Origin of the sequence: Curtobacterium sp. MEB011, from assembly GCF_030209655.1 — a bacterium.
In the GTDB taxonomy this organism is placed as follows: Bacteria; Actinomycetota; Actinomycetes; order Actinomycetales; family Microbacteriaceae; genus Curtobacterium; species Curtobacterium poinsettiae.
Genome location: NZ_JARVRN010000006.1, coordinates 311,513 through 337,133, shown reverse-complemented (window position 1 = coordinate 337,133; position 25,621 = coordinate 311,513). Strand labels below are relative to the sequence as shown.

The window sequence follows — 25,621 nt, the reverse complement described above, 5'->3', positions numbered from 1 at the left end:
GGTACCGCTTCGTCGGCGGGTTACCCTGGGGGCATGCGTGTTCTTGCGGCGATGAGCGGTGGTGTCGACTCGGCGGTGGCCGCAGCCCGGGCGGTCGACGCCGGCCACGACGTGGTGGGCGTGCACCTGGCCCTGAGCCGGATGCCCGGCACCCTGCGCACCGGCAGCCGCGGGTGCTGCACCATCGAGGACTCGATGGACGCCCAGCGCGCCGCGTCGGCCCTCGGGATCCCGTACTACGTGTGGGACTTCTCGGCCCGGTTCAAGGAAGACGTCGTCGACGACTTCGTGGCCGAGTACCAGGCCGGCCGCACCCCGAACCCCTGCATGCGCTGCAACGAGCGGATCAAGTTCGCGGCGCTGCTCGAGAAGGCCCTGGCCCTGGGCTTCGATGCCGTCGCGACCGGGCACTACGCCTCGATCGTCACCGGCCCGGACGGCTCCCGCGAGCTGCACCGGTCGGCCGCCTGGGCGAAGGACCAGTCGTACGTGCTCGGGGTCCTGACCGCCGAGCAGCTGCAGCACGCCATGTTCCCACTCGGCGCGACCCCGTCGAAGGACGAGGTCCGAGCCGAGGCCGCCGAGCGCGGGCTGACGGTCGCCCAGAAGCCGGACTCGTACGACATCTGCTTCATCCCGGACGGCGACACCCGCGGCTGGCTGGCGGACCGCGTCGGCACGGCTCCCGGCGAGGTCGTCGAGCGGGACGGCACGGTCGTCGGCTCGCACGAGGGCGCGACCGGCTACACCGTCGGACAGCGTCGCGGCCTGGCCCTCGGTCGTCCGGCGCCGGACGGCAAGCCGCGGTTCGTGCTCGAGATCCGCCCGAAGGACAACACCGTCGTCGTCGGCCCGAAGGAAGCCCTCGCCGTCACCTCGATGTCGGGCTCGCGCTTCACCTGGGCGGGCACGGCGCCGGCCGACCCCGCGACGCCGTTCGCCTGCGACGTGCAGATCCGCGCGCACGCCGACCCGGTGCCCGCGACCGCCCGGGTGCAGGACGACGTGCTCGTGATCGACGTCGACGAGCCGCTGCACGGGGTCGCTCCCGGACAGACGGCCGTGGTCTACGTCGGCACGCGGGTGCTCGGCCAGTGCACGATCGACACCACGGTCAGCGCCGTCCCCGTCGACGCCTGACCCCGCCGCTCCCGGGGCACACGCCCGCTGCACGCCGCGTCGGTGGTGCACGGTAGAACTGATGCCATGAGCGAGACCGACGCGACGTTCGAGACCATCGACCCCGACGGGCTCGACGCCGCCCAGGCCGCGCGAGAAGTCGACCGGTTGCGCGCCCGCGTCAACGAGCTGCGGCACGACTACTACGAGGGCAACGCCTCGCCCCTGTCCGACGCCGACTACGACGCGCTGGTGCACCGCCTCGACGCGATCGAGCGGCGGTTCCCGGAACTCGTGACGCCCGACAGCCCGACGCAGACCGTGGGCGGGCAGGCACAGACGACGCAGTTCGCCCCCGTCGAGCACGCCGAACGCATGCTCTCGCTCGACAACGTGTTCAGCCCCGACGAACTGACCGAGTGGGGCGTCAAGGTGCAGCGGGACGCCGGCGCCGAGCGGGTGCGGTTCCTGACCGAGCTGAAGATCGACGGTCTGGCGATCAACCTGCGGTACGAGCACGGTCGGCTCGTCTCGGCGGCCACCCGCGGCGACGGCGTGGTCGGCGAGGACGTCACCGGCAACGTCCGCACGATGGGCACGATCCCGGACCGCCTGTCCGGCACCGGTCACCCGCCCCTGGTCGAGGTCCGGGGCGAGATCTTCTTCCCGGTCGCCGAGTTCGACGAGCTGAACGCCAACCAGCGCGAAGCGGGGGAGCGGGTGTTCGCCAACCCGCGCAACGCCGCCGCCGGGTCGCTCCGCCAGAAGGAAGAGGGCAAGTCCGAGGCGAAGCGGGCACTGATGGTCGACCGGTTGCGGCGTCTGCGGATGCTCGTGCACGGCATCGGCGCGTGGCCCGTCCGTGAACTCGAGCAGGGCACCGACGTCCGCAGCCAGTCCGAGGTGTACGAGCTCCTGCAGACCTGGGGACTGCCGACGAGCAGCCACTACCGGGTGTTCGACACCATCGACGAGGTCAACGGCTTCGTCCGCACCACGGGGGAACGCCGATCGTCGGTCGAGCACCAGATCGACGGCGTCGTCGTCAAGGTCGACGACCTCGCCCTGCACGAAGAACTCGGGTCGACCTCGCGTGCGCCGCGGTGGGCGATCGCGTACAAGTACCCGCCGGAAGAAGTCCACACGACGCTCACCGACATCGTGGTCAGCGTCGGTCGGACCGGCCGTGCCACCCCGTTCGCCGTGATGGCCCCGGCCGAGGTCGCGGGGTCCGTCGTCCGCCAGGCCACACTGCACAACCAGCAGGTCGTCAAGGCGAAGGGCGTGCTGATCGGGGACACCGTCGTGCTGCGGAAGGCCGGCGACGTCATCCCTGAGGTCCTGGGCCCGGTGGTCGAGCTCCGCGACGGCTCCGAGCGCGAGTTCGTGATGCCGACCCACTGCCCCGAGTGCGGCACGGAGCTCGCCCCGGCGAAGGAAGGCGACATCGACCTGCGCTGCCCGAACGCGAAGAGCTGCCCGGCGCAGGTGCGCGGCCGGGTCGAGCACATCGCCTCGCGCGGGTCGCTCGACATCGAGGGGCTCGGCGAGGTCGCGGCCGCGGCTCTGACGCAGCCGCTCCGCCCGGAGACCCCGCCGCTCGTGACCGAGGCCGGACTGTTCGACCTGACGCTGCAGGACATCGTCCCGATCGAGGTCATCGTCCGCGACGCCGAGACCGGCATGGAGAAGGTCGACGACGACGGCACACCCAAGCGCGTCACGCCGTTCAGCCGGGCGCGCAAGAAGACCGACCCGCCGTTCGACCCCGGAGCGCGCGGTGCCGACTACACCGGTGAGCCGAGCCGCTACCCGTCGAAGAACGCGTTCGAGATGCTCGCGAACATCGACGCCGCGAAGACGAAGCCGCTGTGGCGGATCCTGGTCGGCCTGAGCATCCGCCACGTCGGACCCGTCGCCGCCCGTGCCCTGGCGAACCACTTCGGCTCCCTCGACGCCATCCGGTCGGCCTCGCGCGAGGACCTCGCCGCCGTCGACGGGGTGGGCGGCATCATCGCCGACGCCCTGCTCGCCTGGTTCGAGGTCGACTGGCACCGCGAGATCATCGACCGGTGGACCGCGGCCGGCGTGCAGTTCACCACCCCGGGCCACCCCGGCCCCGGCAGCGCCGAGGTCGAGGGCGGCGTGCTGAGCGGCGTCACCGTCGTCGCGACCGGTTCACTCGAGGGCTACACGCGCGAAGGTGCGCTCGAGGCCATCATGACCGCCGGCGGCAAGGCAGCCTCGAGCGTGAGCAAGAAGACCGACTTCGTGGCCGCCGGACCGGGAGCCGGTTCGAAGCTCACGAAGGCCGAACAGCTCGGGGTCCGGATCATCGACGCCGAGCAGTTCCACCTGCTCGTCACCGAAGGGCCTGCGGCGCTCGCCGAGCCGGAGGCGCCCGCGACCGAGGACTGAGCGGGGCGCGAGCACACGGGATCCCATCCGCTGCGCGCGGCGCGGAGCCGACGGCGCCCAGTCCGGGGGACAAGTTGCATCACGCATGGATGATCCGCGGACATCTCCGTAGACTCGGCGGAGCATCACCCGTCGTCTGCAGGGGGACGTCGGGACGGCCTTCCCGGGGGAGATCCGATTGTTGCTCATCGCCGCGGCTCTGCTCACCGCCTCGATGCACTCGCTCGGAGTGATCGAGGCCCCGGGCGTGCCCCCGGTCCCGGTCGCCAGGGCCACCGCCGTCGCAACGGCCCCGTCACGCATCGTGCCGCTCGACGACCTCACCGTCGTCGCCACGTCGGCGTCGCTGCGACGGGTCGGGGTCGACGACCTCGCCGTCGCCCACGGGCGGGCGTTCGTCGAGGACCTCGGTGCACTCGGGCCCGCAGCCCTGCGCCGTGCGGCCACTGACCGCCGCGTCGTGGCAGCCGTGCAGGACGACCCCCCGCCCGCCCAGACCGTCGCGCAGTGGTGGTCGCACCTGCCCGCCGACGAGCAGGACCGCCTCCTCGTGCACGCACCGGCTCTGGTCGGCAACCTCGAGGGCGTGCCCTACGTCGTCCGCGACCAGGCGAACCGCGCGACGCTGCACTCCGGTCTCGCCGACGCCCACGTCGGTGCCGCCCGGGCCGCGATGCTCGGGCAGGTGCGGGACTCGCTGGTGCACGAACCGGGTGACCCGCGGCGCTTCCTCGTGACGCTGGACACCCGGGGCTCCGGGCGTGCGGCGATCAGCATCGGTGACCTCGACACGGCGGCCGACGTCACCGTCGTGGTGCCGGGCATGTTCTTCACGGTCACCGGACAGATGACCGACTTCACGAACACGGCGAACGACCTGTCCAGCGAGCAGGCCACCCTCGCCCCGCTCGCCGCGACCGGCAACGGGTCGGGTGTCGCCGTGGTCGCCTGGATGGGGTACCGCACGCCGGACCTGTCCAACATCATGTCGCTCGAACTCGCGCGGACCGGGGCCCAGCGGCTCGAACGGACCGTCGCCGGACTGCGTGCGCTCCGCGCGGACGACCGACCGCGGGTCAACATCGTCGCGCACTCGTACGGGTCGACGGCGGCGATGATGGCCCTGGCGTCGGGCCGGATGACCGCGGACACCCTGACGGTCCTCGGGTCACCGGGCAGCGACGTCCGCTCCGCGTCCGACCTCGCCGTCGCCACCGGGCAGGTCTTCGTCGGCGGCGCGCACAGCGACCCCATCGCGGGCTCCGGGTACTTCGGCACCGACCCCGGCGGAGCCTCGTTCGGGTCCACCGTGCTCGACCTGGCCGGCGGCGCCGACGCTCTGTCCGCCGGGGACGTGTTCCGCCGACCGGTCGGGCACAACGACTACCTGAAGCCCGGAACGGCGTCGCTGCACGACGTCGCCCTGATCGGGATCGGGCGCGGGGACCTGGTGCGCGAGCAGATCCGGCGCGGACGGTCGGGTGGTGACGGCATCGTCGGTGCCTCGCCGGACATGTACCTCGTGCGCCCGCAGGACCTGCAGCCCCGTGACTGACGGGCCGTGACTGACGGGCCGTGCCCGACGGGCGGTGCCCTGCGGATCCTGACGACGCGGTGAGCGTGACCCGATCGTGACCGCCGGCCGACGTGCCGGGGCCGCCGCGGGCCTCCCGGCCGGATCGGTGCACACGTGCGGATCGCGACGCCGCCTCGAAGGCCGCCTGGGTGGCAACCTGAACGCGACCGCAGCCTGCACTCGTTCCAGGGCAGAACCAGTACAGCCCTGCTGCCTACGGTTCCGTCATGCGTGTGGTGCGATGGCCTGGTGCTCTCCTGATGTTCGTGGTGATGTCCGTGCTCGCCGGCATGCTCGTCGCCGTCGCGGTGACCCCGGCGGTCGCCGTCGCGGGAGAGGGGACGTCGGGGGCGGTGTCGTTCTTCGAGGACCTGCCGACCTACCTCGACGTGCAGACCCCGCAGCAGGTGTCGTCCGTGTACGCGGAGCAGGGCGGGAAACAGGTCAAGATCGCCTCGTTCTACGCCGAGAACCGCACGAACGTGACGGCCGAACAGATGGCGGACACGCTCAAGGAAGCCGCGATCGACACCGAGGACCCGCGCTACTACGACGAGGGCGGCATCGACGTCCTCGGCACCCTGCGCGGTGTCGCCGCGACCGTCGTCGGCGGGGACGTGCAGGGCGGCTCGAGCATCACGCAGCAGTACGTCAAGAACGTCCTGGTGCAGCAGTGCGAACAGCTCACCGGCAAGGACCAGGCCGCGACCAAGAAGAAGATCGACGCGTGCTACCTGGACGTCGCCGGCGTCACCCCGCAGCGCAAGCTGCAGGAGATGCGGTACGCCATCGCCGTCAACAAGAAGTACTCGAAGGACGAGATCCTGACCGGGTACCTGAACCTCGTCGGGCTCGGCGGCCGGGTCTACGGTGCCGAGGCGGGGGCCGAGTACTACTTCGGCGTGCACGCCAAGGACCTGTCGCTCGTGCAGTCCGCCACGCTCGTCGCGATCCTGAACAACCCGTCGAACCTGCGCATCGACGTACCGGGCGACAAGGAGAACGGCAAGGCGAACGGGTACGCGCTGACGAAGGAGCGCCGCGACTACGTGCTCCGCCGGATGCAGGTGCACGGCTCCATCACGAAGGCCGAGATGACGAAGGCGATCGCGACGCCCGTGACGCCGAAGATCACGGAGACCGCCAACGGGTGCTCGGCGGCCGCGACGAGCTACGACGCCGGGTACTTCTGCGACTACGTCCGTGATCAGGTGCTGCAGGACCCGGCGTTCGGCAAGACCGCAGCGGCACGCATCGCCACGCTCGACACCAAGGGCCTGCAGATCCACACCTCGCTCGACCTCGACCTGCAGGGCCAGGCGCAGAACGCCCTGTCGACCTACGTGCCGGCGACCATGGCCGGCGTCGACGTCGGTGGCTCGAACGTCACCGTCGAGCCGGGGACCGGGCGGATCATGTCGATGGTGCAGAACACCACGTACACGCAGGGCGACAACGCCGGCGCCGGTGCCACCGCGGTCAACTACAGCGCCGACTCCGGGTACGGCAACTCCGGCGGGTTCCAGACCGGCTCGACCTACAAGGTGTTCACCCTGGCCGAGTGGCTCGCCAGCGGCCACACCCTGTCCGAATCCGTCTCCACGACCGAGCACACGTTCCAGAACTCCGAGTTCACGAACTCGTGCCAGAACGTCAGCGGCGGGGTCTGGCCCGTCGCGAACGCCGAGACGGTGCCGGCGTCGATGACCGTGCAGGCCGCGACCGTCGAGTCGATCAACACGGCCTTCGGCGCGATGGGCAAGCAGCTCGACCTGTGCAAGATCGCCCAGCTCGCGCAGGCGATGGGGATCCACCGTGCCGACGGAGCCGCCCTCGGCCAGACGCCGTCGTCGATCCTCGGCGTGAACGAGCTGTCGCCGATCGACCTGGCCGAGGCCTACGCGGGCTTCGCCAACGACGGCGTCGTCTGCACGCCCACCGCGATCGACTCGGTCACCGAGGCCGACGGCACGAAGATCACCCCGACGCCGTCGTCCTGCACGCAGGGCGTCTCCGCCGACGTCGCGGGCACCGTCGACTACGCGCTGCAGGGTGTGCTGTCCGGATCGGGGACCGCCGCGACCGCGAACCCCGGGGACAGCGTGCCGAAGTTCGCGAAGACCGGCACCACCGACGGTGACGTGCAGAACTGGCTGGTGGCGTCGTCGACGAAGTACACGAACGCCACCTGGATCGGCAACGTCCAGGGCGGCGTGAGCCTGGCGCACTGGCCGTTCCTGCAGGGCACGACCGGGTACAGCGCGAAGTTCGGGGTCGGGAAGTCGATGATGGCGTACCTGGACCAGACCGTCGGCGGGGGAGCGCTGCCGGCACCGAGCCAGGCGATGATCGGGCAGGCGAGCAAGTCGTCCTCGTCGTCGTCTTCCTCGTCGTCGGGCTCCTCGTCCGGGCAGGGGAACGCGCAGGACGACCAGGCGACACCGGCGCCGACGTCCGCGCCCGACGGGGGTGCTGCCGCGTCTCCCGCTCCGGCTGCTCCCGCTGCACCGGCGGCTCCGGCGGCTCCGGCCGCGCCGGCTGGCGGCGGCAAGGACGGGAAGTGACCGCTCGGGTCCACGCCGCCGGTTCCTGAACGACGCGCCAGCGTCGGGCAGGCCGTGCCCGTGGGGCGCGGCCCGCTGCCGGTCCGGACGCCCGGCACCGGGCCGGGCGTGCGTTGTCCACAGCCGCGCCTGCGCGCTCGGCGCAGCCAATAGACTGTTGGGCATTCCACGAACCGATCGACGGAGCACCATGCCTGACATCACGAGCGAGCAGGTCGCGCACCTGGCGAACCTCGCACGTATCGCACTCACGCCCGACGAGATCGAGAAGCTGACCGGGGAGCTGTCGCACATCGTCGAGAGCGTCGCCAAGGTCGCCGAGGTCGCGACCGACGACGTCCCGGCGACGAGCCACCCCGTGCCGCTCGGCAACGTCACCCGACCCGACGTGGTCGGCACGACGCTGACGCAGGAGCAGGCGCTCTCCGGGGCGCCCGACTCCGACGGCGAACGGTTCCGCGTGACCGCCATCCTCGGCGAAGAACAGTAGGGCGAAGAACAGTGACCGACGACATCACCAAGCTGAGCGCCGCGGCGCTCGCCGACGCCCTGGTGGCCCGCGACGTCTCGAGCGTCGAGGCCACCCAGGCCCATCTCGACCGGATCGCCGCCGTCGACGGCGACGTGCACGCGTTCCTGCACGTCAACCAGAACGCCCTGGCAGCCGCGAAGTCGATCGACTCGCGCCGTGCCGCCGGCGACGACCTCGGGCCGCTCGCGGGTGTGCCGATCGCCGTCAAGGACGTCCTGTGCACGCAGGACATGCCGACGACCTCGGGGTCCAAGATCCTCGAAGGCTGGGTGCCGCCGTACGACGCGACCCCCGTCGCGAAGCTCCGCGCCGCCGGCCTCGTGCCGCTCGGCAAGACCAACATGGACGAGTTCGCGATGGGCTCGACCACCGAGTTCTCGGCCTACGGGCCCACCCGCAACCCGTGGGACCTCGACCGGATCCCCGGCGGGTCCGGTGGTGGCTCGGCCGCTGCGGTCGCGGCGCACGAGGCACCGCTGGCCCTCGGGTCCGACACGGGTGGCTCCATCCGCCAGCCGGGTGCGGTGACGGGCACGGTCGGTGTGAAGCCGACCTACGGCGGGGTGAGCCGCTACGGCGCCATCGCCCTGGCGTCCAGCCTCGACCAGATCGGTCCGGTGTCCCGCACGGTCCTCGACGCCGCGCTCCTGCACGACGTCATCGGCGGGCACGACCCGAAGGACTCCACGTCCATCCCGGACGCCTGGCCCTCGATGGCCGCCGCCGCACGCGAAGGGCTGCAGGCGGACACGCTCCGCGGCCTGCGGGTCGGCGTGGTCAAGGAACTCGCCGGTGGTGACGGCTTCCAGGCCGGTGTCACGCAGCGTTTCCAGGAGACCGTCGCGCTGCTCGAGTCGGCCGGCGCGGTCGTCGTCGAGATCGATGCGCCGTCGTTCGCGTACGCCATCAGCGCGTACTACCTGATCCTCCCGGCCGAGGCGTCGTCGAACCTCGCCAAGTTCGACTCGGTGCGCTTCGGCCTCCGCGTCACGCCCGAGAACGGTGCCACCGTCGAGGACGTCATGGCCGCCACGCGTGAAGCCGGCTTCGGGCCCGAGGTCAAGCGGCGCATCATCCTCGGCACCTACGCCCTGAGCGCCGGGTACTACGACGCCTACTACGGCTCGGCGCAGAAGGTCCGCACGCTCGTGCAGCGCGACTTCCAGGCCGCGTTCGAGCAGGTCGACCTGCTCGTCAGCCCGTCCGCGCCGACGACCGCGTTCCCGATCGGTGAGCGCATCGACGACCCGCTGGCGATGTACCTCAACGACCTCACGACGATCCCGGCGAACCTGGCCGGCGTGCCCGGCATGAGCATCCCGAACGGTCTCGCGCCCGAGGACGGCCTGCCCGTCGGCGTGCAGCTCATGGCGCCCCAGCGCGAGGACGCCCGGCTGTACCGCTACGGTGCCGCGCTCGAGCGTCTGCTCGAACAGCAGTGGGGCGCACCGCTCATCGCGTCCGTCCCGGACCTCGACCAGAGTCAGCAGTCCGCTGCGCAGGAAGGTGTGATCTGATGGCGCAGAAGGACGCGCTGATGGACTTCGACGAGGCGCTCGAGCGCTACGAGCCGGTGCTCGGCTTCGAGGTCCACGTCGAACTCGCGACGAAGACCAAGATGTTCTCGGACGCCCCGAACTTCTTCGGCGGCGAACCCAACACGAACGTCACCCCGGTCGACCTCGGGCTGCCCGGGTCGCTGCCGGTCGTGAACGCGCAGGCCGTGCGGTACTCGATCCAGCTCGGGCTCGCGCTCGGCTGCTCGATCGCCGAGTCCTCGCGGTTCGCCCGGAAGAACTACTTCTACCCGGACAACCCGAAGAACTACCAGGTCTCGCAGTACGACGAGCCCATCGCCTACGAGGGCGAGGTCGAGGTCGAGCTCGCCGACGGCACGATCTACAACATCCCGATCGAGCGCGCCCACATGGAAGAGGACGCCGGCAAGCTGACCCACGTCGGTGGTGCCACCGGCCGCATCCAGGGTGCCGAGTACTCGCTCGTCGACTACAACCGTGCCGGTGTGCCGCTGGTCGAGATCGTCACGAAGCCGATCTTCGGTGCCGAGCACCGCGCCCCCGAGCTCGGTGCGGCGTACGTGCAGGTCATCCGCGACCTCGTCCGGGCGCTCGGTGTCTCCGAGGCGCGCATGGAGCGCGGCAACCTGCGGTGCGACGCGAACATCTCGCTGCGTCCCCGCGGGCAGGAGAAGCTCGGCACCCGCACCGAGACGAAGAACGTCAACTCGTTCCGCGCCGTCGAACGTGCGATCCGCTACGAGATCCAGCGTCAGGCCGCGATCCTCGCCGCCGGTGGCTCGATCACGCAGGAGACCCGCCACTGGCACGAGGACACCGGTCGCACCTCGGCCGGTCGCCCGAAGTCGGACGCCGACGACTACCGGTACTTCCCGGAGCCTGACCTGCTGCCCGTCGTGCCCGACCCGGCCGTCGTGGCGGAGCTCCGGGCCTCGCTGCCCGAGGCCCCGGTCGCACGTCGCCGTCGTCTGAAGGCGGACTGGGGCTTCGCCGACCTGGAGTTCCAGGACGTCGTCAACGGCGGGCTGCTCGACGAGGTCGAGGGCACCGTCGCCGCCGGCGCTGCACCGCAGGCCGCCCGCAAGTGGTGGACCGGTGAGATCAGCCGCGTCGCCAACGCGCAGGACGCCGCCCCCGGTGACCTGGTGTCGCCGAAGCACGTCGCCGAGGTCATCGCGCTCGTCGAGTCCGGTGACCTGACCGACCGCCTGGCGCGCCAGGTGCTCGAGGGCGTCATCGCGGGCGAGGGTTCGCCGGCCCAGGTCGTCGAGGCCCGGGGGCTCAAGGTCGTCTCGGACGACTCCGCCCTGACCGCCGCGGTCGACGAAGCGCTCGCGGCGCAGCCCGACGTGCTGGCCAAGATCCAGGACGGCAAGGTCCAGGCGGCCGGAGCCATCATCGGTGCCGTCATGAAGGCCATGAAGGGCCAGGCCGACGCCGCACGCGTGCGTGAACTCGTGCTCGAGCGCGCGCAGCAGTCGTAGGCGGTCCCACCTCGCAAGGGCACGGTACCGGTCGGTGCCGTGCCCTCCGTGCGTCCCGGTTGCCGTGTGCATCCTGGGGACACGTCAGCGATCGGGTGACAGGATGAACCGTGTCCGCAACGATCCGCGCCATCGGAACCGCCGTCCCCGAGACGACCCTCGACCAGCCCCGGGTGCGTGACCTCTTCTCTGCCCAACCCGACCTCGGGCGGCTCGGCCAGCGCCTGGTCCCCGCCGCGTTCGACGGGTCGGCGGTCGACCAGCGGCACACCGTCCTCGAGGAACTCGACTCCGCACGTGCCGGTGGTGCCTTCCGTGACGACGACGGCACCCTTCGCTCGCCGTCCACCGGTTCACGCAACGACCGGTACCGCGAACTCGCCCCGCCGTTGTTCGTCGGCGCCGCCCGTGACGCCGTCGAACGTGCCGGCATCGCGCCCGAGTCCGTCACGCACCTGGTGACCGTGTCCTGCACCGGGTTCACGCAGCCTGGGCCCGACATCGACGTCGTCGAGCAGCTCGGACTCCCCGCCGGGGTCTTCCGGCACCACATCGGCTTCATGGGATGCTGCGCCGCGTTCCCCGCGCTCCGGATCGCCGCCGCGTTCGTCGACCAGGACCCGGGCGCCGTCGTGCTCGTGGTGTGCGGTGAACTCTGCACCCTGCACGTCCGCGCCTCGAACGACCCCGACCAGATCGTCGCGAACAGCGTCTTCGGCGATGGTGCGGCAGCCGCGGTCGTCGCCCGGGACGGAGCCGGCCTGCGCTTCGACGACTTCACGACGGCCGTGGTGCCCGAGGGCTCGTCCGAGATGGCGTGGAACATCGGGGACGAGGGGTTCGAGATGGTCCTGTCCACCGCCGTGCCGAAGCTCGTCGGCCTGCACGTCCCGAGCGCCGTGCAACCGCTGCTCGACGGCGGGCCGGCGTCGGACGTGCCGGTGTGGGCGGTGCACCCGGGCGGCCGCGCCATCCTCGACCGCACCCAGGAGTCCCTCGGCCTGCCCGACAGCGCGATGGAGTCGAGCCGGCGGGTGCTCCGGGAACACGGCAACATGTCGAGCGCCACCGTGCTCTTCGTGCTCCGTGACGCCGTCGACGCCGGCCTGGCGGACGGCAGCGCGGTCGTCGCGCTGGCCTTCGGTCCCGGCCTGACGGTGGAGAGCGCCCGGCTCACCGCGGTGCGGACCGAGGCGTCGCTCGCCGGAGAGCCGCTGCGCGTGCCCGTCGCGACCACGGGCGCGGCGTGAGCCGTCCGGACGGCGGCACCACGGGCCTCCCGGCCGTCGACCTGCGCACCCGCGCGCTCGACCTGACCGAGCTGATGGACGACCCGGACTGCGATCCGCGCGCGCTCGCCCGCACCTTCCGGCGCTTCGCCGTCGTGAACGCGCTCGTCAGCGGCTGGCGCGCGGCCTGGCGCTCGCACGTCGTGCCCGCGCTGCCCGCACAGGGGCGTGGCCGCGTGCTCGACCTGGGGTGCGGCGGCGGCGACCTGGCCCGGTCGCTGGTGCGGTGGGCGGCGAGTGACGGCTTCGACCTCGAGGTCGTCGGTGTCGACCCCGACGAACGCGCCATCGCCGCCGCACGGCGGTCCTCACCGGCCGGCGTCACGTTCCGGCAGCAGTCGAGCGGCGACCTGGTCGCGGCGGGCGAGCGGTTCGACGTCGTCGTCTCGAACCACGTGCTGCACCACCTGGGCGACGAGGAACGGCGGGGGTTCCTGGCCGATTCCGAGCTGCTCGCGAGCGGACGCAGCCTGCACTCCGACATCCGACGGTCGTCGGCCGCCTACCGCGCGTACGCGCTGGCGTCACCGCTCGTCGCGACGGGGACCTTCGTCCGGGTCGACGGCCTGCGGTCCATCCGACGGAGCTTCACGGTGCCCGAACTCCGCGATGTGCTCCCCGGTGGGTGGCGGGCCGAGGCGGCTGCGCCGCACCGGGTGCTGGCGATCCGCGACGCGTGACCGGGCGGCGTCCGGTGGTCGGGACGCGACCAGACGACGGACGGGAGGCCCGTGGCGACGCCGCCACGGGCCTCCCGTCCGTCTACCGGTGCGTCCACGACGCACGCCGCTACGGGCGCAGCAGCACCTTGATGGCCCGGCGCTCGTCCATCGCGCGGTAGGCCTCGGCGGCCTCGTCGAGCGGCAGCTCCAGGTCGAAGACGCGACCGGGGTCGATCGCGCCGGAGAGCACGTCCGGCAGCAGCTCCGGGATGTACTTCCGGGCCGGGGCCATGCCGCCCGCGATCGCGATGTTCGTGTCGAACAGGTAGCGCGTGCCGATCGTCGGCACTCCGTGCGGGACCCCGACGAAGCCGACGTTGCCGCCGGGCCGGACCGAGTGCAGCGCCTGGTCCATGCTCTCCTCGGTGCCGACGGCTTCGACGCCGCAGTCCGCCAGGTCGCCGCCGAGCAGCGCGCGGACCGCCGCGACGCCCTCGTCGCCGCGCTCCGCCACGATGTCGGTGGCACCGAACTCGCGGGCGAGCGCCTGACGGTCGGCGTGCCGGCTCATCGCGATGATGCGCTCCGCACCGAGCCGCTTCGACGCGAGGACGGCGGACAGGCCGACCGCGCCGTCGCCGACCACGACGACGGTCTTGCCGGGGCCGACCGCTGCCGACACGGCGGCGTGGTGGCCGGTCGAGAAGACGTCGGACAGGGTGAGCAGCGACGGCACCAGCGCCGGGTCGACCGGGCCGGGCACCACGACGAGCGTGGCGTCGGCGTCCGGGATCCGCACGTACTCGGCCTGCGCGCCGCCGACCGGGTCGCCGTGGGCGTCCGTGCTGCCGAACCCGGACAGGTGGTCGCAGCCGGTGGTCATGCCGTTGCGGCAGGCCTGGCACGTGCCGTCGTTCATGGTGAAGGGGGAGATGACGAAGTCGCCCTCGTGCAGGCCCGTGACGTCGTCACCGACGGCGACGACCTCGCCGACGAGCTCGTGCCCGATCGGCCGGGGCTGCTTCGTCTCGGTGACGCCGCGGTAGGGCCAGAGGTCCGACCCGCAGACACAGGCCGCGAGGACCTTGACGACGACGTCCTTGCCGGACAGGAGTCCGGGACGGTCGCGCTCCTCGACGCGGATGTCGTTCGGGGCGTGGATGATCGCTGCGCGCACGGGCGGGCCTTCCGTCGAGATGATGGGGAACCGGCGCGGTCGACGTCGTCCGGGCCGTCGTCGACAGTACCCTCGTGCGGGTGGACGACGACCGGTACGGCGGCGATGTGCTCTCGGGGGACTGGCGCTCGCGCGGGGTGAAGAAGGTGCGGCAGGTGCCGCTCGAACGGGACATGGTGCTCGAGGACCCGGACTCCGGGTGGGCCGGTGCCGTGGTGGGGCTCGAGGCGGGCAACATCGCGCTCGAGGACTGGAAGGGCCGCACGCGCTCCTTCCCCTTCACCGGGCAGTTCCTGCTCGAGGGTGAGTTGGTGACGCTGGGGCGGCCGTCGGCGCCGGTCGGTCGTTCTGCCGGGGGTGCCGCTGGCCGGGCTGGTGCTGCTGGTTCCGTCGGTGCCGTGCACGCGGACTGGAGGCCCGGGGCCGCGCCCGCCGTGCGGCAGGCGTCCGACGGTGGTCGCCTCCGCACCGCGTCCGGATCGTTCGCCGTGGAGTCGCAGCGTGCTCGGGTGGCGCTCCCCAGCCGCATCATGGTCGAGGGCAAGCACGACGCGGAACTCGTCGAGAAGGTCTGGGGCGCCGACCTGCGGGTCGAGGGCGTCGTGGTCGAGGAACTCTCCGGCGTCGACAACCTGGCCGCGGTGCTCGACGAGTTCCAGCCGACGCGGGAGCGGCGGGTCGGGGTGCTCGTCGACCACCTGGTGCCCGGGTCGAAGGAGTCCCGCTTCGCCGACGCCGTGATGCGCGGCAAGTGGGGCGCGCACGTGCTCGTCGTCGGGCACCCGTTCGTCGACGTCTGGCAGTCGGTCAAGCCGGCGCGGGTCGGGCTGCGGGCGTGGCCGACGATCCCGCGCTCGATCGAGTGGAAGGCGGGCATCTGCCAGGCGCTCGGGTGGCCGCACGCCGAGCAGGCCGACATCGCTCGGGCGTGGCAGCGGATCCTCGGGCAGGTGCGTACCTTCGCCGACCTCGAGCCGGAGCTCCTCGGCCGTGTCGAGGAGCTGATCGACTTCGTGACGGAACCACAGGCCTGAGGACCGGCGGATTGCCCGACCGGCGCGGTGCGCCGGGGGTGATCCGCGCCTCCAGGCCTACTGTTGGGGGATGGACGGCATCGACGGGCGCGTGCGGGGCGCGGTCGACCTGTGGCTGCGCTGGCTGCCGCGCTGGCAGATCGGGACCGCCCGCCCGCGCACGCGCATCTGCCGGAAGTGCACCGGATCCCCGATCGCCGCGGCCGCGGGGTTCGGACCCGACGTGCCGCACGCCGTCCAGCACGCGCTGATCGGGCGGATCTCGACCATCGTCGAGGACGCCGTCGACGACTACACGGCGAAGAACCTGCCGTTGCTGCAGCGTGAGCTCGAGCGCGCAGCGGCCCGGAAGCGGCACGCGGGGTACCAGCCGGCCGAGGGGTTGTCGCCGGAGTTCCAGGGCCTCGACGTGGACCCCGAGCCGTCGCCGGGGTCGCCGTTCCTGTTCACGCTCGGCGAGCTGGCCGGCACCGGCGCGGGGGAGCAGACGCCGCGCGAGCCGTTGTCCGACGAGGCGAAGGCTGCGCTCCGGCACGAGATCGCGCTGTCCGACGAGTGCGCTCGGTCGACCGGTACGGCGGTGTGCCTGGCGCTCATCGACCACCGCCCGCGGATCGCCGAAGCCGTCGAACGCCTGGTCGAGCCGCAGATCGAGGCGCTCGTGTCCGACATGTTCCGCGGGTTCGACGGTCCGGAGGACGGGCCGCGCTCGGGCTTGTTCTAGGGGCGGGCGGGCGTCGCCGTGGGCGGAAGCCGCTCGGTGCTGTCTGTGCCGGCCCGTGCGAGGTTGACCGCTCGGTGCGCGCTTGTAGCGCCGCACCGAGCCACCACGGTGGCACCGCTTGACGAGCCTCGCACCGTGCGTGCTGCTCGAACCTCGCACCGCATCACGAATCGTGCGCGGGTTTGCGCGACCTCGCACCGTTCGCGGTGCCCGGAGCCTGCACGGGGTGAGTCGACGCGCACCGTGCGAGGTCAGCGGGGCGGCGTCAGCGGGGGAGCAGGGTGCGGCCGGGGATCACGGTGCCGCGCAGTGACCGGTGCTCGACGGGGCGCGTGGGGTCGTCGATGCGGCCGATGACCAGGTCGATGGCCTCGCGGCCGATGCGCTCGATCGGTTGCTCGAGTGTCGTGAAGCCGATCCAGTCGCTCGCCAGCGGGTAGACGCCGTCGAACCCGGTGACGGAGAGGTCGCGCGGGACCTCGACACCGCGGCGGGCGAGCGCCTCGCACACGTCGAGCATGAGCCGGTCGGTCGGACACATCACCGCGGTCACGCCCGACTCCTGCACGGCGTCCACCAGGTCGGCGGCGAGGTCGTCGGGTGGCCGCACGAAGCTCGCGTCGATGTCGAGCACCCGGACGCCACGTGCTCGGAGCCGCTCGACCATCGCCGATGATCGCGCGTGCTGCGTGATGGCGTCGTCGAGCGGGACCGTGAACACCACTGCAGTGGTGTGGCCGGCATCGGCGACGGCGTCCGCGATGGAAGCCCCACCGTCGACCTCGTCGCAGTAGACGCTCGAGAGCGCCGGGTGCAGCTCGGGCCGACCGGCGACGACGGTGGCGATGCGGGGCGCGAACTCGGCGATGTCGGCGGACGGCATCAGGCCGCTGCACACGACCAGGCCGTCGACGCGCATCGACACGAGGGCGGCGAGGGCGGACTTCTCGTCCTCGACCCGGCCGACGCCCGTCGTGGTGACGACGCGGTAGCCGAGCTCCGATGCGCGGCGCTCCATCACGGCGTGCAGTGCCGTGTAGACCATCGACGAGGCATCACGGACGAGCATCCCGATCGTGTTCGTGCGCCCGCTGACCAGCCCGCGGGCCATCGCGTTCGCGACGTACCCGAGCTCGGTCGCGGCGCGCTCGACTCGCTCACGCGTCTCGTCGGAGAACCGACCTGTTCCGGAGAGGACCCGGCTCACCGCCGACTTCGAGACACCCGCACGTGCGGCGACGTCGAGGATGGTCGGCTGGGAACCGCGGCTGCCGTTCACGCGTCGGTCGCTGCAGCATCCTGCCGCGACCGCGACGAGGTGAACCGGAGCACACCGCGGACGATCGCCCGCCAACCGAGCAGGAACACCCCGAGCACGATCGTGGCGACGATGACGAACGAGATCGGCAGCGGGTTGCCGTCGACGTCGCCCTGGCCGGTGACGACACGGATCGCCAGACCGACGAAGACCGTCAGCACCCAGACCACGACGCCGGTCGGCCACAAACGCAGTGGTCGTGCCCAGGCTCCGCTCGCCACGTACCCGATCGCCCAACCGGCCAGGAACGGGTAGGCGGTCGTCCACAGCGCCAGCGCCGTGTTCGCCTCACCGTGGGACGAGCGCCCGATGAGCGCGAAGACAACGATGAGGACGACGTCGATGACGGCTGCGAGCCAACCCCAGATGCGTGCGTTCACCCGCTCATTCTCGCAGGCCTCGGGCTGCTCGCTCATTCCTCCACAAGGTGCTCGGCGCGGCTGCTCCTCCACAGCACGCCCACGCGGTGCTGCTCCAAAGGCGAAGGATCCGGAGCATCACGAGTATGTCGATGAACCTCAAGCTCGCACCGGTCCCCGAAGTCCTCACGTACCGAACCTCCGCCCAGCGCCCCGACGAGTCCGATGTCATCAGACGTCGGGCCGCTGCGGGGGAGCTCACACGGGTAGCACGCGGACTCTACGCGGAGTCTTCGGGATGGGCCGCACTCCGCCCCACTGAACAGCACCACCTCCGGCTGCGCTCGTTCGCCGACCGGATCCGGCCAGGAGACCTGATCTCACACGTCTCCGCCGCCGTCGTGTTCGGTGTGCCCCTGCTCACCCCGCCACCGACCCGGATCCACGTGACCTCACGCGGTGCCGACCGGCGCACCACGAACGCGACCTTCGTGGTGCACGCCGACCTCGACGCCGAACGGAACGAGCGTCCGGTCGCCACGCCCGACGGGCTGCTGTTGTGCGGACTCGATCGGCTGGCGACCGACCTCGCACTCACACTGCCGTTCACCGACGCAGTCGTGTCCCTCGATGCGCTCCTGCGTCGCGAGGTCGAGCGCGAGGACGTCCTATCGGCGATCGAGCGGCGCGGGCAGAAGGGACGACGTCGGGCACTCCGGGCGATTGGCTTCGCCGATGCCGCATCGGACTCACCGGGGGAGTCGTACGCACGAGCGCGGTTCGACCAGTTCGGGACACCACCGCCGGTCCTCCAGCACCGCTTCCGGGCACTCGGCGAGCCGGACATCGTGGTGGACTTCTGGTTCCCGGATGTCGGGGTCGTGGTCGAGTTCGACGGAGCCGTGAAGTACCGGAGCAGTGCGTACCTGCGGGGACGGACACCGGAGGAAGCGCTGTTCGACGAGAAGATCCGGGAAGACCGGCTCCGCGCGTTCCCCGAGGTGCGAACCGTGGTGTGGCTCACCTGGTCGGACCTGCGCAACGAGTGGGTCCTCCGCGCGAAGCTCCGCAAGGCCGGAGTCCGCATGTCGCGCTGAGGGCCATCAGTCACGCACCGTGCGAGATTGTTCGGCATCTTGCCGGTGCGCACGGTGCGCGGTTCGTCGCCCACCGCGGACCTGGCCGCTCGGTGCGGGGTCGTCGGCAGCGAACGGGGCCGCGCACCGTGCATCGTTCGCCGGTCGGGGGCGAGCAGCCCGCTCCGTGCCGGGTTGTAGCCGGGCACGAAGCCGTCAACCCCGCACGGGGCGGCGGAACTCGCACCGTGCGCCGTCACCGCGCCCGCCGCCCGCGCCCACCGCCCGCCCTCGCCCACCACCCGCGCCCCGCACCCGGAGTTCACCCGGCGGCGACGCCGGAGGCACCCGGAGTTCACCCGGCAGCGCCACACTCGACCCCGGCGCGGGAACGTTCCCACACGGCCCGCCCGACCAGCACCCCGCACCACCGCACGCACCCCCGCACCACCCCCACCCCGCACGACCCCCACCGCATCACCCACGGAACAGGGAGTACCCACGTGAAGACCCGAGCCCTCGCCGGCCTCGCCATCGCGGCAGCCGCGACCGTCGCACTCTCCGGCTGCGTCCAGAGCGCCAACGCCTCGAACGCTGCCGACGGCAACGGCACCACCAGCCTCACCGTGTTCATCAGCGGCGACACCAACGTCCAGGACCTCTGGGACAAGTCGCTCATCCCCGCCTTCGAGAAGGCGAACCCGAAGATCAAGGTCAGCACGAGCATCGACCTGCACGGCGAGCACGACGCCCAGACGCAGGCGAACCTCGCCACCGCGGTCAAGGCCGGCAAGTCCGTCGCGTACGACCTCGTCGACGCCGGCTTCGTCACCACCGCCGGCAAGGCCGGGCTGCTCAGCACGGTCAGCGACAGCACCATCCCGAACCTCAAGGACGTCCCCGACGCCACGAAGCAGCAGGGCGGCGACAGCGCCATCCCGTACCGCGCCTCGAGCGTGCTGCTGGCGTACGACGCGAAGAAGGTCACGGACCCGCCGAAGACCCTCGACGACCTGCTCGCCTGGATCAAGGCCAACCCGGGCGAGTTCGCCTACAACTCCCCGTCGTCCGGCGGTTCGGGTGGCTCGTTCGTGGCCACGGTGCTCGCGAAGTACCTGACGCCCGCCGAGCAGGAGACGATGCAGACGAAGTACGACAAGTCGCTCGAGTCGAAGTGGGACAAGGGCTTCGCGGCCCTGAAGGACCTCGGCCCGTCGACGTACCAGAAGGGCGTCTACCCGAACGGCAACGACCAGGTCGTGCAGCTGCTCGGCAGCGGTCAGATCGCGATGGCCCCGGTCTGGAGCGACCAGTTCATCACCTCGCAGAAGACCGGCATCATCCCGAAGACCACCAAGGCCGTGCAGATCGACGACCCGTCGTTCACCGGCAGCGCGAGCTTCCTCGGCATCCCGAAGACCGAGCCCAAGGCGAAGAAGGCGGCAGCCGAGAAGCTCGCCGACTTCGTGCTCAGCGCGAAGGGGCAGCAGCTCGTCGCGAGCGCCGTCTCCGGCTACCCGGTGATCCCGCTCGACAGCCTGCCGAAGTCGGTCGCCGAGCAGTTCACCGACGCGAACCCCTCGCAGCTCCGCCTCGGGTTCCAGAGCGACTTCGCCGCTGACATGAACGCGGCGTGGGACGCGAAGGTCCCGCAGTGACCCAGACCGTCCAGGACGGCCCGGCAACCGGCCGGGAGGCCCGTGGCGACTCCGCCACTGGCCTCCCGCCCGTCCCGCCCCACGCCCAGGGCCCGGCGCACCCCGCTGGCGGGCGCACGACGCAGGAACGGCTGGCCCGCCGCCGGCGGTGGCAGGGCCTCGCCCTCGTCGCCGCCCCGGTGCTCGTCGTCATCCTGTTCGTCGGCGTCCCGGTGGTGAACGCCGCCCTGTTCAGCCTCGGGTTCACGGGCGGCCTGAACCAGGCGCTCGCCGACATCGGCGGCGACACCGTGCGCGGCTTCTCGTTCGCGGTCTACACCACCCTGCTCGGCAACCCCACGTTCCTGCGTGACCTGGTCGCGACGCTCGGGGTCACGGCGCTGTCGACCGGCCTGACCGTGGGGCTGGCGGTCGTCGTCGCGGTGATCCTGCGGCTCCGCGGAGGCTTCCTCGGCAAGACCCTCAGCGTCCTGGCCGTGGTGCCGATCTTCGTGCCGGTGGTCATCGCGAGCTGGTCGATCCTGACCTTCACCGACGCGCAGGGCTTCCTCCGCAGCCTCGGGGCGCAGTTCGGCCTCGACGTCCCGGTGTGGGGCTACACCCTCGTCGCCGTGGTGTTCGGCAGCGTCTGGACCAGCCTGCCGTTCGCGGTGCTGATGATCGCCGGGGCGCTCCAGGGCACCCCGGATGCCCTGGTCGAGGCCGCGAAGGACGCCGGGGCGAGCACCTGGCGCGTCGTCTGGCAGGTGCTCCTGCCGATGGCCGCGACCCCGCTCGTCATCGCGACGACGTTCACCGTCATCGGCGTCCTCGGGTCGTTCACCGTGCCGTACTTCACCGGCCCGAACGCCCCGACGATGCTCGGCGTCGACATCTCGAAGTACTTCCAGGCCTACAACCGTCCGCAGCAGTCGACGGCGATGGCGTTCATCGTGTTCGCGTTCGCCGCGGCCGCGAGCGTCTTCTACCTCCGCTCGACGGTCCGCTCGAACGCGGGCGAGCTCGACAAGAAGCGTCAGGAGCAGCAGTGATCAAGCGTCTGACCGGCAACGCCCTCGTCTGGGCGACCGCGATCGTGCTGGCGGTGTTCATCCTCGGTCCGCTCGTCTGGCTGGCCGCCCGTGCCTTCGCCACGACGTGGACCTACCCGAACCTGCTGCCCGACGGCTGGACCCTGCAGTGGTGGGGCACCGTGTTCGAGGACCGCAGCCTGGCCGTCGCGGTGCAGAACTCGCTCGTCCTCGCGCCGCTCACGGTCCTCATCGCCGCGGTCGTGTGCCTGCCCGCCGCCTGGGCGATCAGCCGCATCGAGTTCCCCGGGCGGCGGCTCGTGCTCGTCGGACTGTTCGCCACGAACGCGTTCCCGAAGATGGGCCTCTTCGTCACGATGTCGGCGATGTTCACCGCGCTGAACCTCATGAACACGGTGACCGGGATCCTGATCGTGCACGTCCTGGGCTGTGTCGTCTTCATGACGTGGCTGCCCGCCGCGGCGTTCTCGGCCGTGCCACGGTCCCTCGAGGAAGCCGCCCGCGACGCCGGGGCCAGCCGCTGGCGCACCTTCTGGAAGGTGACGTTCCCGATCGCCTGGCCGGGGATCCTCGTCGCGATGGTGATGTCGTTCCTGGCGTCCTTCGACGAGGCACAGGGCACGTACCTGGTCGGCGCCCCGACGTACATGACGATGCCGACGGCGATGTACTCGCTCGTCCTCAATTCCCCGCGTCAGGTCTCGGCGGTGTTCGCGATCGCGCTGAGCATCCCGTCCGTGGTCCTGCTGCTGCTCGCCCGGAAGCACATCATGGGCGGCCGTCTGGCGGACGGCTTCCAGATCCGATGACCACCACCAGCACGAAAGGCGACCAGATGACGGACAAGGCGCTCGTCGCGGAACGCACACCGGGCCTCCAGGCCGACGGCAGCACGACGGACCGGACCGGCGGACTCACCATCCGCGGACTGCGCAAGACGCTCGGCGGACGCGACGTCGTCGCGGGCATCGACCTCGACGTCGCGAAGGGCGAGCTCGTCTCGCTCCTCGGCCCGTCGGGCTGCGGCAAGACCACGACGCTCCGCATGGTGGCGGGGTTCCTGCCCGCCGACGGCGGCGTCGTGACGATGGGGGACCGCGACGTCACGTCGCTCGGTCCGGAGCGCCGACCGAGCGCGATGGTGTTCCAGAACTACGCGCTGTGGCCGCACATGACGGTGACGCAGAACGTCGCGTTCCCGCTGCGGACCCGACGGGTGCCGAAGCAGCGGGTCGCCGAGCGGGTGCGGGACGCGCTCGAACTCGTCGGGCTGAGCCACCACGCCGGCTCGAAGCCGACCGCGATCTCGGGCGGTGAGCAGCAGCGCGTCGCCCTGGCCCGCGCGATCGTGCAGGAGCCGGACGTGCTGCTCCTCGACGAGCCGCTGTCGAACCTCGACGCGAAGCTCCGCGTCAGTGTCCGCGACGAGATCCGGCGCATCCAGCAGCGCCTCGGCATCACGACCGTGATCGTGACGCACGACCAGGACGAAGCGCTCAGCATCTCCGACCGGATCGCCGTCATGCACGACGGCCGGATCGAGCAGATCGCCACACCGACCGAGCTCTACGCCCGCCCCGCCACCGGGTTCGTCGCGTCGTTCATCGGTTCGACGAGCGTCGTCACCGGCCGGTTCCTCGCCGGCACGTCCGTCAGCCCGACCGCGGCCGACACGGTGCTGGTCCGCCCGGAGCAGGTCGTGCTCACCGATGACTCGCCGATCCGTGCGACCGTCGCACGGGTGCTCATGCGCGGCCACTTCGCCGAGGTCGTGCTCAGCACCGACGGCGCGGAGCTCCGCGCCTACGTCACCGGGCCACCGCCGGCGGTCGGCACCGAGACCGGCGTGCGCCTGGGCGAAGTGCTCGTGCACCGCGACGGCGTGCTGCTCGAGGTCGCACGATGAGCGCGGGGGTCCCGACGCCGGTTGCGGCCGTGTCGTCTGCGTCGGCTGCGTCAGCCTCGGTTGCGTCTGCGTCTGCGTCTGCGTCTGTCGCTGCGGTCGACCGTGTGGTCTCGACCAGCCTGGATGGGAGGCCCGGCGTGCGTCCGCCACGCCTCGTCGCCCACCGTGGTGCGCCGCGCGTCCGGCGCGAGAACACGCTGCCCGCCCTCGCGGTCGCCGAGGCGCTCGGCGCCGAGGTGATCGAGGTCGACGTCCGTCGCACCGCCGACGGCGTCGCCGTCCTGCTGCACGACGAGACCCTCGGCCGGATGTGGGGCGACGCCCGCCGCGTGGCCGACGTCGACTGGTGCGACGTCGCGCGGCTCGGCAACGGCCTCGACCGGATCCCGCGGCTCGACGGTGCGCTCGAACGCCTCGACGGCTGCCGGTCGACCCTGCTCGTCGACCTGACCGACGCCGAGGACGCCCTGGTCGCCGCCCGCACCGTCGCGGGCTTCACCGGTTCCACCGCGGTGGCCTGGTGCGGGGCGCCCGCGGCGATGGCAGCCGTCCGCTCCGTGCTGCCCGACGCCGACGTCTGGCTGGCGTGGGAGTCGCTCGACCCGCCCGTCCCCGCGGACCTCGACGCGCTCCACCCGTCGACGCTCAACCTCGACGTCGCCTTCCTCACCCCGCACACCGTCGAGGTCGCGCACGCCCTGGGCCTGCGCGTCGCCGTCTGGACCATCGACGACGTCGAACCCGCGATCTGGGCCGCCCGGCTCGGCGTCGACTCGATCACCACGAACGACGTCGGGGCCATCGGCGCCGCGTTGTCGGCGGCGGAACGCGACGGCTGGCCCGAGCGTGACCGCGAGGCCACCGAGACCGAGGTCGCCTCGCGCGCCCAGGCCCTGGCCCACCGCATCGCCCACGAGGTCATCGCCTACACGCGGGAGCACCCCGTCAGCGAGGTCCACACGAAGGCCAACCCCGCCGACCTGGTCACCGACGTCGACCGCCTGGTGGAGCAGCACGTCCGCTCCCGTGTCCGGATGGTGTTCCCGACGCACGGGTTCACCGGCGAGGAGTACGGCGAGGCCCCCGGCGACCGGCACCGCTGGTTCCTCGACCCCGTCGACGGCACCACGAACCTGGCGAACGGTGTGCCCTGGACCTCGATGTCACTCTGCCTGACCCGTGGCGGACGCCCACTCGTCGGCGTCGTCGCGGACCCCTGGCGCGGTGAGGTGCTCGAGGCGCGACGCGGGCGCGGTGCCACCCTGCGCGACCGGCAGCTCCGGCTCGACGACGCACCCCGGCCGCTCGCCGGCGCCGTCGTCGGCACCGAGCTCGACGGGCACCGACCGTGGGCGGGCTTCGGGGCGTTCCTCGACGCGCTGGCCGACCGGTCGTGCACGCTCCGGGTGCAGGGATCGGGGACGCTGACCATCGCGCAGGTCGCGGCCGGACGGGGGATCGGCGGCTGCGTGTCGGCGTTCAACCCCATCGACCACGGCGCCGCGGTGCTGCTCGTGCACGAGGCCGGGGGCGTCGTGCTGACGCGATCCGGTCCCGTCGAGGGCTTCCCGCCCGTGGGGGACCCCTTCCTGGTGGCGCACCCGGGGGCCGCGGACGAACTGCACGCGGTGTGGACGGCGGCGCTCGCCGCGGGGTGAGCCGCGCGGCGCACGGTGCTGGGTCTGCGATCCGGTGCGGGGTTGGCTGCCGGGTGCGGTGCTGCAAGCGCGCACGGGGCTGGGAAGCGCGCACGGGGTGCGCAGGTGCGCACGGTGCGGACTGGAGGCGCGGTGCCGGTCCGGTACGCGCCTCCCGGCCGGTGGGTGGTGCACGGTGCTGGGTCTGCGATGCGGTGCGGGGTTGGCTGCGGGGTGCGGTGCTGCAAGCGCGCACGGGGCGGCTAACCGAGCACGGGGTGCGCAGGTGCGCACGGTGCGGCTAACCGAGCACGGGGTGCGCAGGTGCGCACGGTGCGGACTGGAGGCGCGGTGCCAGCCTGGTACGCGCCTCCCGGCCGGTGGGTGGTGCGCACGGTGCGGGGTCTGCGATCTGGTGCGGGGTTGGCTGCCGGGTGCGGGGCTGGGAAGCGCGCACGGGGTGCGCAGGTGCGCACGGTGTGGACTGGAGGCACGGTGCCAGCCCGGTACGCGCCTCCC

The 25,621-nt window shown here is 71.9% G+C and carries 20 protein-coding genes; 17 read left to right on the top strand and 3 right to left on the bottom strand.

All coding sequences use genetic code 11. The features are described from left to right. Window positions 1–33: 33 nt before the first annotated feature. From mnmA to QRN30_RS08770, 9 genes are all read left to right on the top strand, one after another. Window positions 34–1,140, top strand: coding sequence for a tRNA 2-thiouridine(34) synthase MnmA (mnmA, locus tag QRN30_RS08810; protein ID WP_031259645.1), 1,107 nt, complete (start codon window positions 34–36; stop codon window positions 1,138–1,140). Window positions 1,141–1,206: 66 nt separating this feature from the next. Next, entirely contained in the window at window positions 1,207–3,537 is a 2,331-nt protein-coding gene (gene ligA / locus QRN30_RS08805; RefSeq protein ID WP_017887008.1) for an NAD-dependent DNA ligase LigA, read from the top strand. 178 nt (window positions 3,538–3,715) lie between these two features. Next, window positions 3,716–5,092 (top strand): alpha/beta hydrolase, encoded by a 1,377-nt coding sequence (locus tag QRN30_RS08800; protein WP_056073016.1) that lies wholly within the window; start codon window positions 3,716–3,718, stop codon window positions 5,090–5,092. 248 nt (window positions 5,093–5,340) lie between these two features. Next, a complete protein-coding gene (locus tag QRN30_RS08795; RefSeq protein ID WP_284760910.1) occupies window positions 5,341–7,677 on the top strand; it encodes a transglycosylase domain-containing protein in 2,337 nt (778 codons plus the stop codon). A 190-nt stretch (window positions 7,678–7,867) separates the two neighbouring features. After that, the gene (gatC, locus tag QRN30_RS08790; RefSeq protein ID WP_017887005.1) at window positions 7,868–8,167 is read left to right on the top strand and encodes an Asp-tRNA(Asn)/Glu-tRNA(Gln) amidotransferase subunit GatC; all 300 of its coding nucleotides are present in this window, start codon (window positions 7,868–7,870) and stop codon (window positions 8,165–8,167) included. An 11-nt stretch (window positions 8,168–8,178) separates the two neighbouring features. Continuing rightward, window positions 8,179–9,726: an Asp-tRNA(Asn)/Glu-tRNA(Gln) amidotransferase subunit GatA gene (gene gatA, locus QRN30_RS08785; RefSeq protein ID WP_017887004.1), complete on the top strand. Its 1,548-nt coding sequence runs from the start codon at window positions 8,179–8,181 to the stop codon at window positions 9,724–9,726. Then, window positions 9,726–11,231: an Asp-tRNA(Asn)/Glu-tRNA(Gln) amidotransferase subunit GatB gene (gene gatB / locus QRN30_RS08780; RefSeq protein WP_017887003.1), complete on the top strand. Its 1,506-nt coding sequence runs from the start codon at window positions 9,726–9,728 to the stop codon at window positions 11,229–11,231. Before gatA ends, gatB begins: the two co-directional genes overlap by 1 nt. A gap of 110 nt (window positions 11,232–11,341) precedes the next feature. Further along, window positions 11,342–12,481: a type III polyketide synthase gene (locus QRN30_RS08775; protein ID WP_284760908.1), complete on the top strand. Its 1,140-nt coding sequence runs from the start codon at window positions 11,342–11,344 to the stop codon at window positions 12,479–12,481. Further along, entirely contained in the window at window positions 12,478–13,200 is a 723-nt protein-coding gene (locus QRN30_RS08770; RefSeq protein ID WP_017887001.1) for a methyltransferase domain-containing protein, read from the top strand. The genes QRN30_RS08775 and QRN30_RS08770 overlap by 4 nt, the downstream gene beginning before the upstream one ends. 109 nt (window positions 13,201–13,309) lie before the next feature. On the opposite strand, the gene QRN30_RS08765 is transcribed toward QRN30_RS08770, so the two are convergent. Then, window positions 13,310–14,359: a zinc-dependent alcohol dehydrogenase family protein gene (locus QRN30_RS08765; protein WP_017887000.1), complete on the bottom strand. Its 1,050-nt coding sequence runs from the start codon at window positions 14,357–14,359 to the stop codon at window positions 13,310–13,312. Between the two features lie 80 nt (window positions 14,360–14,439). Here QRN30_RS08765 and QRN30_RS08760 point away from each other — a divergent pair, with 80 nt between their 5' ends. Together QRN30_RS08760 and QRN30_RS08755 are read left to right on the top strand one after the other, a co-directional pair. Next, a complete protein-coding gene (locus QRN30_RS08760) occupies window positions 14,440–15,393 on the top strand; it encodes a DUF3097 domain-containing protein (protein ID WP_017886999.1) in 954 nt (317 codons plus the stop codon). A 70-nt stretch (window positions 15,394–15,463) separates the two neighbouring features. Further along, a complete protein-coding gene (locus QRN30_RS08755; RefSeq protein WP_017886998.1) occupies window positions 15,464–16,117 on the top strand; it encodes a hypothetical protein in 654 nt (217 codons plus the stop codon). Window positions 16,118–16,382: 265 nt separating this feature from the next. Here QRN30_RS08755 and QRN30_RS08750 read toward each other — a convergent pair whose 3' ends face one another. Beyond that, window positions 16,383–17,396, bottom strand: a complete 1,014-nt coding sequence (locus QRN30_RS08750; RefSeq protein WP_017886997.1) for a LacI family DNA-binding transcriptional regulator — start codon at window positions 17,394–17,396, stop codon at window positions 16,383–16,385. Next, a complete protein-coding gene (locus QRN30_RS08745) occupies window positions 17,393–17,815 on the bottom strand; it encodes a DUF3054 domain-containing protein (protein WP_259575782.1) in 423 nt (140 codons plus the stop codon). The genes QRN30_RS08750 and QRN30_RS08745 overlap by 4 nt, the downstream gene beginning before the upstream one ends. 125 nt (window positions 17,816–17,940) lie before the next feature. On the opposite strand from QRN30_RS08745, the gene QRN30_RS08740 reads away from it, so the two are divergent. The 6 genes from QRN30_RS08740 (at window position 17,941) to QRN30_RS08715 (ending at window position 25,123) form a co-directional block, all read left to right on the top strand. Continuing rightward, the gene (locus QRN30_RS08740; RefSeq protein ID WP_284760905.1) at window positions 17,941–18,891 is read left to right on the top strand and encodes a hypothetical protein; all 951 of its coding nucleotides are present in this window, start codon (window positions 17,941–17,943) and stop codon (window positions 18,889–18,891) included. Between the two features lie 482 nt (window positions 18,892–19,373). Further along, window positions 19,374–20,528, top strand: a complete 1,155-nt coding sequence (locus QRN30_RS08735) for an extracellular solute-binding protein (protein WP_017886994.1) — start codon at window positions 19,374–19,376, stop codon at window positions 20,526–20,528. After that, window positions 20,525–21,559, top strand: a complete 1,035-nt coding sequence (locus tag QRN30_RS08730; protein ID WP_017886993.1) for an ABC transporter permease — start codon at window positions 20,525–20,527, stop codon at window positions 21,557–21,559. The genes QRN30_RS08735 and QRN30_RS08730 overlap by 4 nt, the downstream gene beginning before the upstream one ends. After that, on the top strand, window positions 21,556–22,368 hold the full coding sequence (locus QRN30_RS08725; protein ID WP_017886992.1) for an ABC transporter permease: 813 nt from the start codon (window positions 21,556–21,558) through the stop codon (window positions 22,366–22,368). Before QRN30_RS08730 ends, QRN30_RS08725 begins: the two co-directional genes overlap by 4 nt. Further along, on the top strand, window positions 22,365–23,465 hold the full coding sequence (locus QRN30_RS08720; protein WP_017886991.1) for an ABC transporter ATP-binding protein: 1,101 nt from the start codon (window positions 22,365–22,367) through the stop codon (window positions 23,463–23,465). Before QRN30_RS08725 ends, QRN30_RS08720 begins: the two co-directional genes overlap by 4 nt. A 137-nt stretch (window positions 23,466–23,602) precedes the next feature. Then, the gene (locus QRN30_RS08715) at window positions 23,603–25,123 is read left to right on the top strand and encodes an inositol monophosphatase family protein (RefSeq protein WP_194590223.1); all 1,521 of its coding nucleotides are present in this window, start codon (window positions 23,603–23,605) and stop codon (window positions 25,121–25,123) included. Window positions 25,124–25,621: the final 498 nt, after the last annotated feature.

Bases quoted from the DNA above. Each gene is read 5' to 3' on its own strand.
- mnmA (WP_031259645.1), top strand. From the start codon at position 34: ATGCGTGTTCTTGCGGCGATGAGCGGTGGTGTCGACTCGGCGGTGGCC.
- ligA (WP_017887008.1), top strand. From the start codon at position 1,207: ATGAGCGAGACCGACGCGACGTTCGAGACCATCGACCCCGACGGGCTC.
- QRN30_RS08795 (WP_284760910.1), top strand. From the start codon at position 5,341: ATGCGTGTGGTGCGATGGCCTGGTGCTCTCCTGATGTTCGTGGTGATG.
- gatC (WP_017887005.1), top strand. From the start codon at position 7,868: ATGCCTGACATCACGAGCGAGCAGGTCGCGCACCTGGCGAACCTCGCA.
- gatB (WP_017887003.1), top strand. From the start codon at position 9,726: ATGGCGCAGAAGGACGCGCTGATGGACTTCGACGAGGCGCTCGAGCGC.
- QRN30_RS08755 (WP_017886998.1), top strand. From the start codon at position 15,464: ATGGACGGCATCGACGGGCGCGTGCGGGGCGCGGTCGACCTGTGGCTG.
- QRN30_RS08740 (WP_284760905.1), top strand. From the start codon at position 17,941: ATGTCGATGAACCTCAAGCTCGCACCGGTCCCCGAAGTCCTCACGTAC.
- QRN30_RS08720 (WP_017886991.1), top strand. From the start codon at position 22,365: ATGACCACCACCAGCACGAAAGGCGACCAGATGACGGACAAGGCGCTC.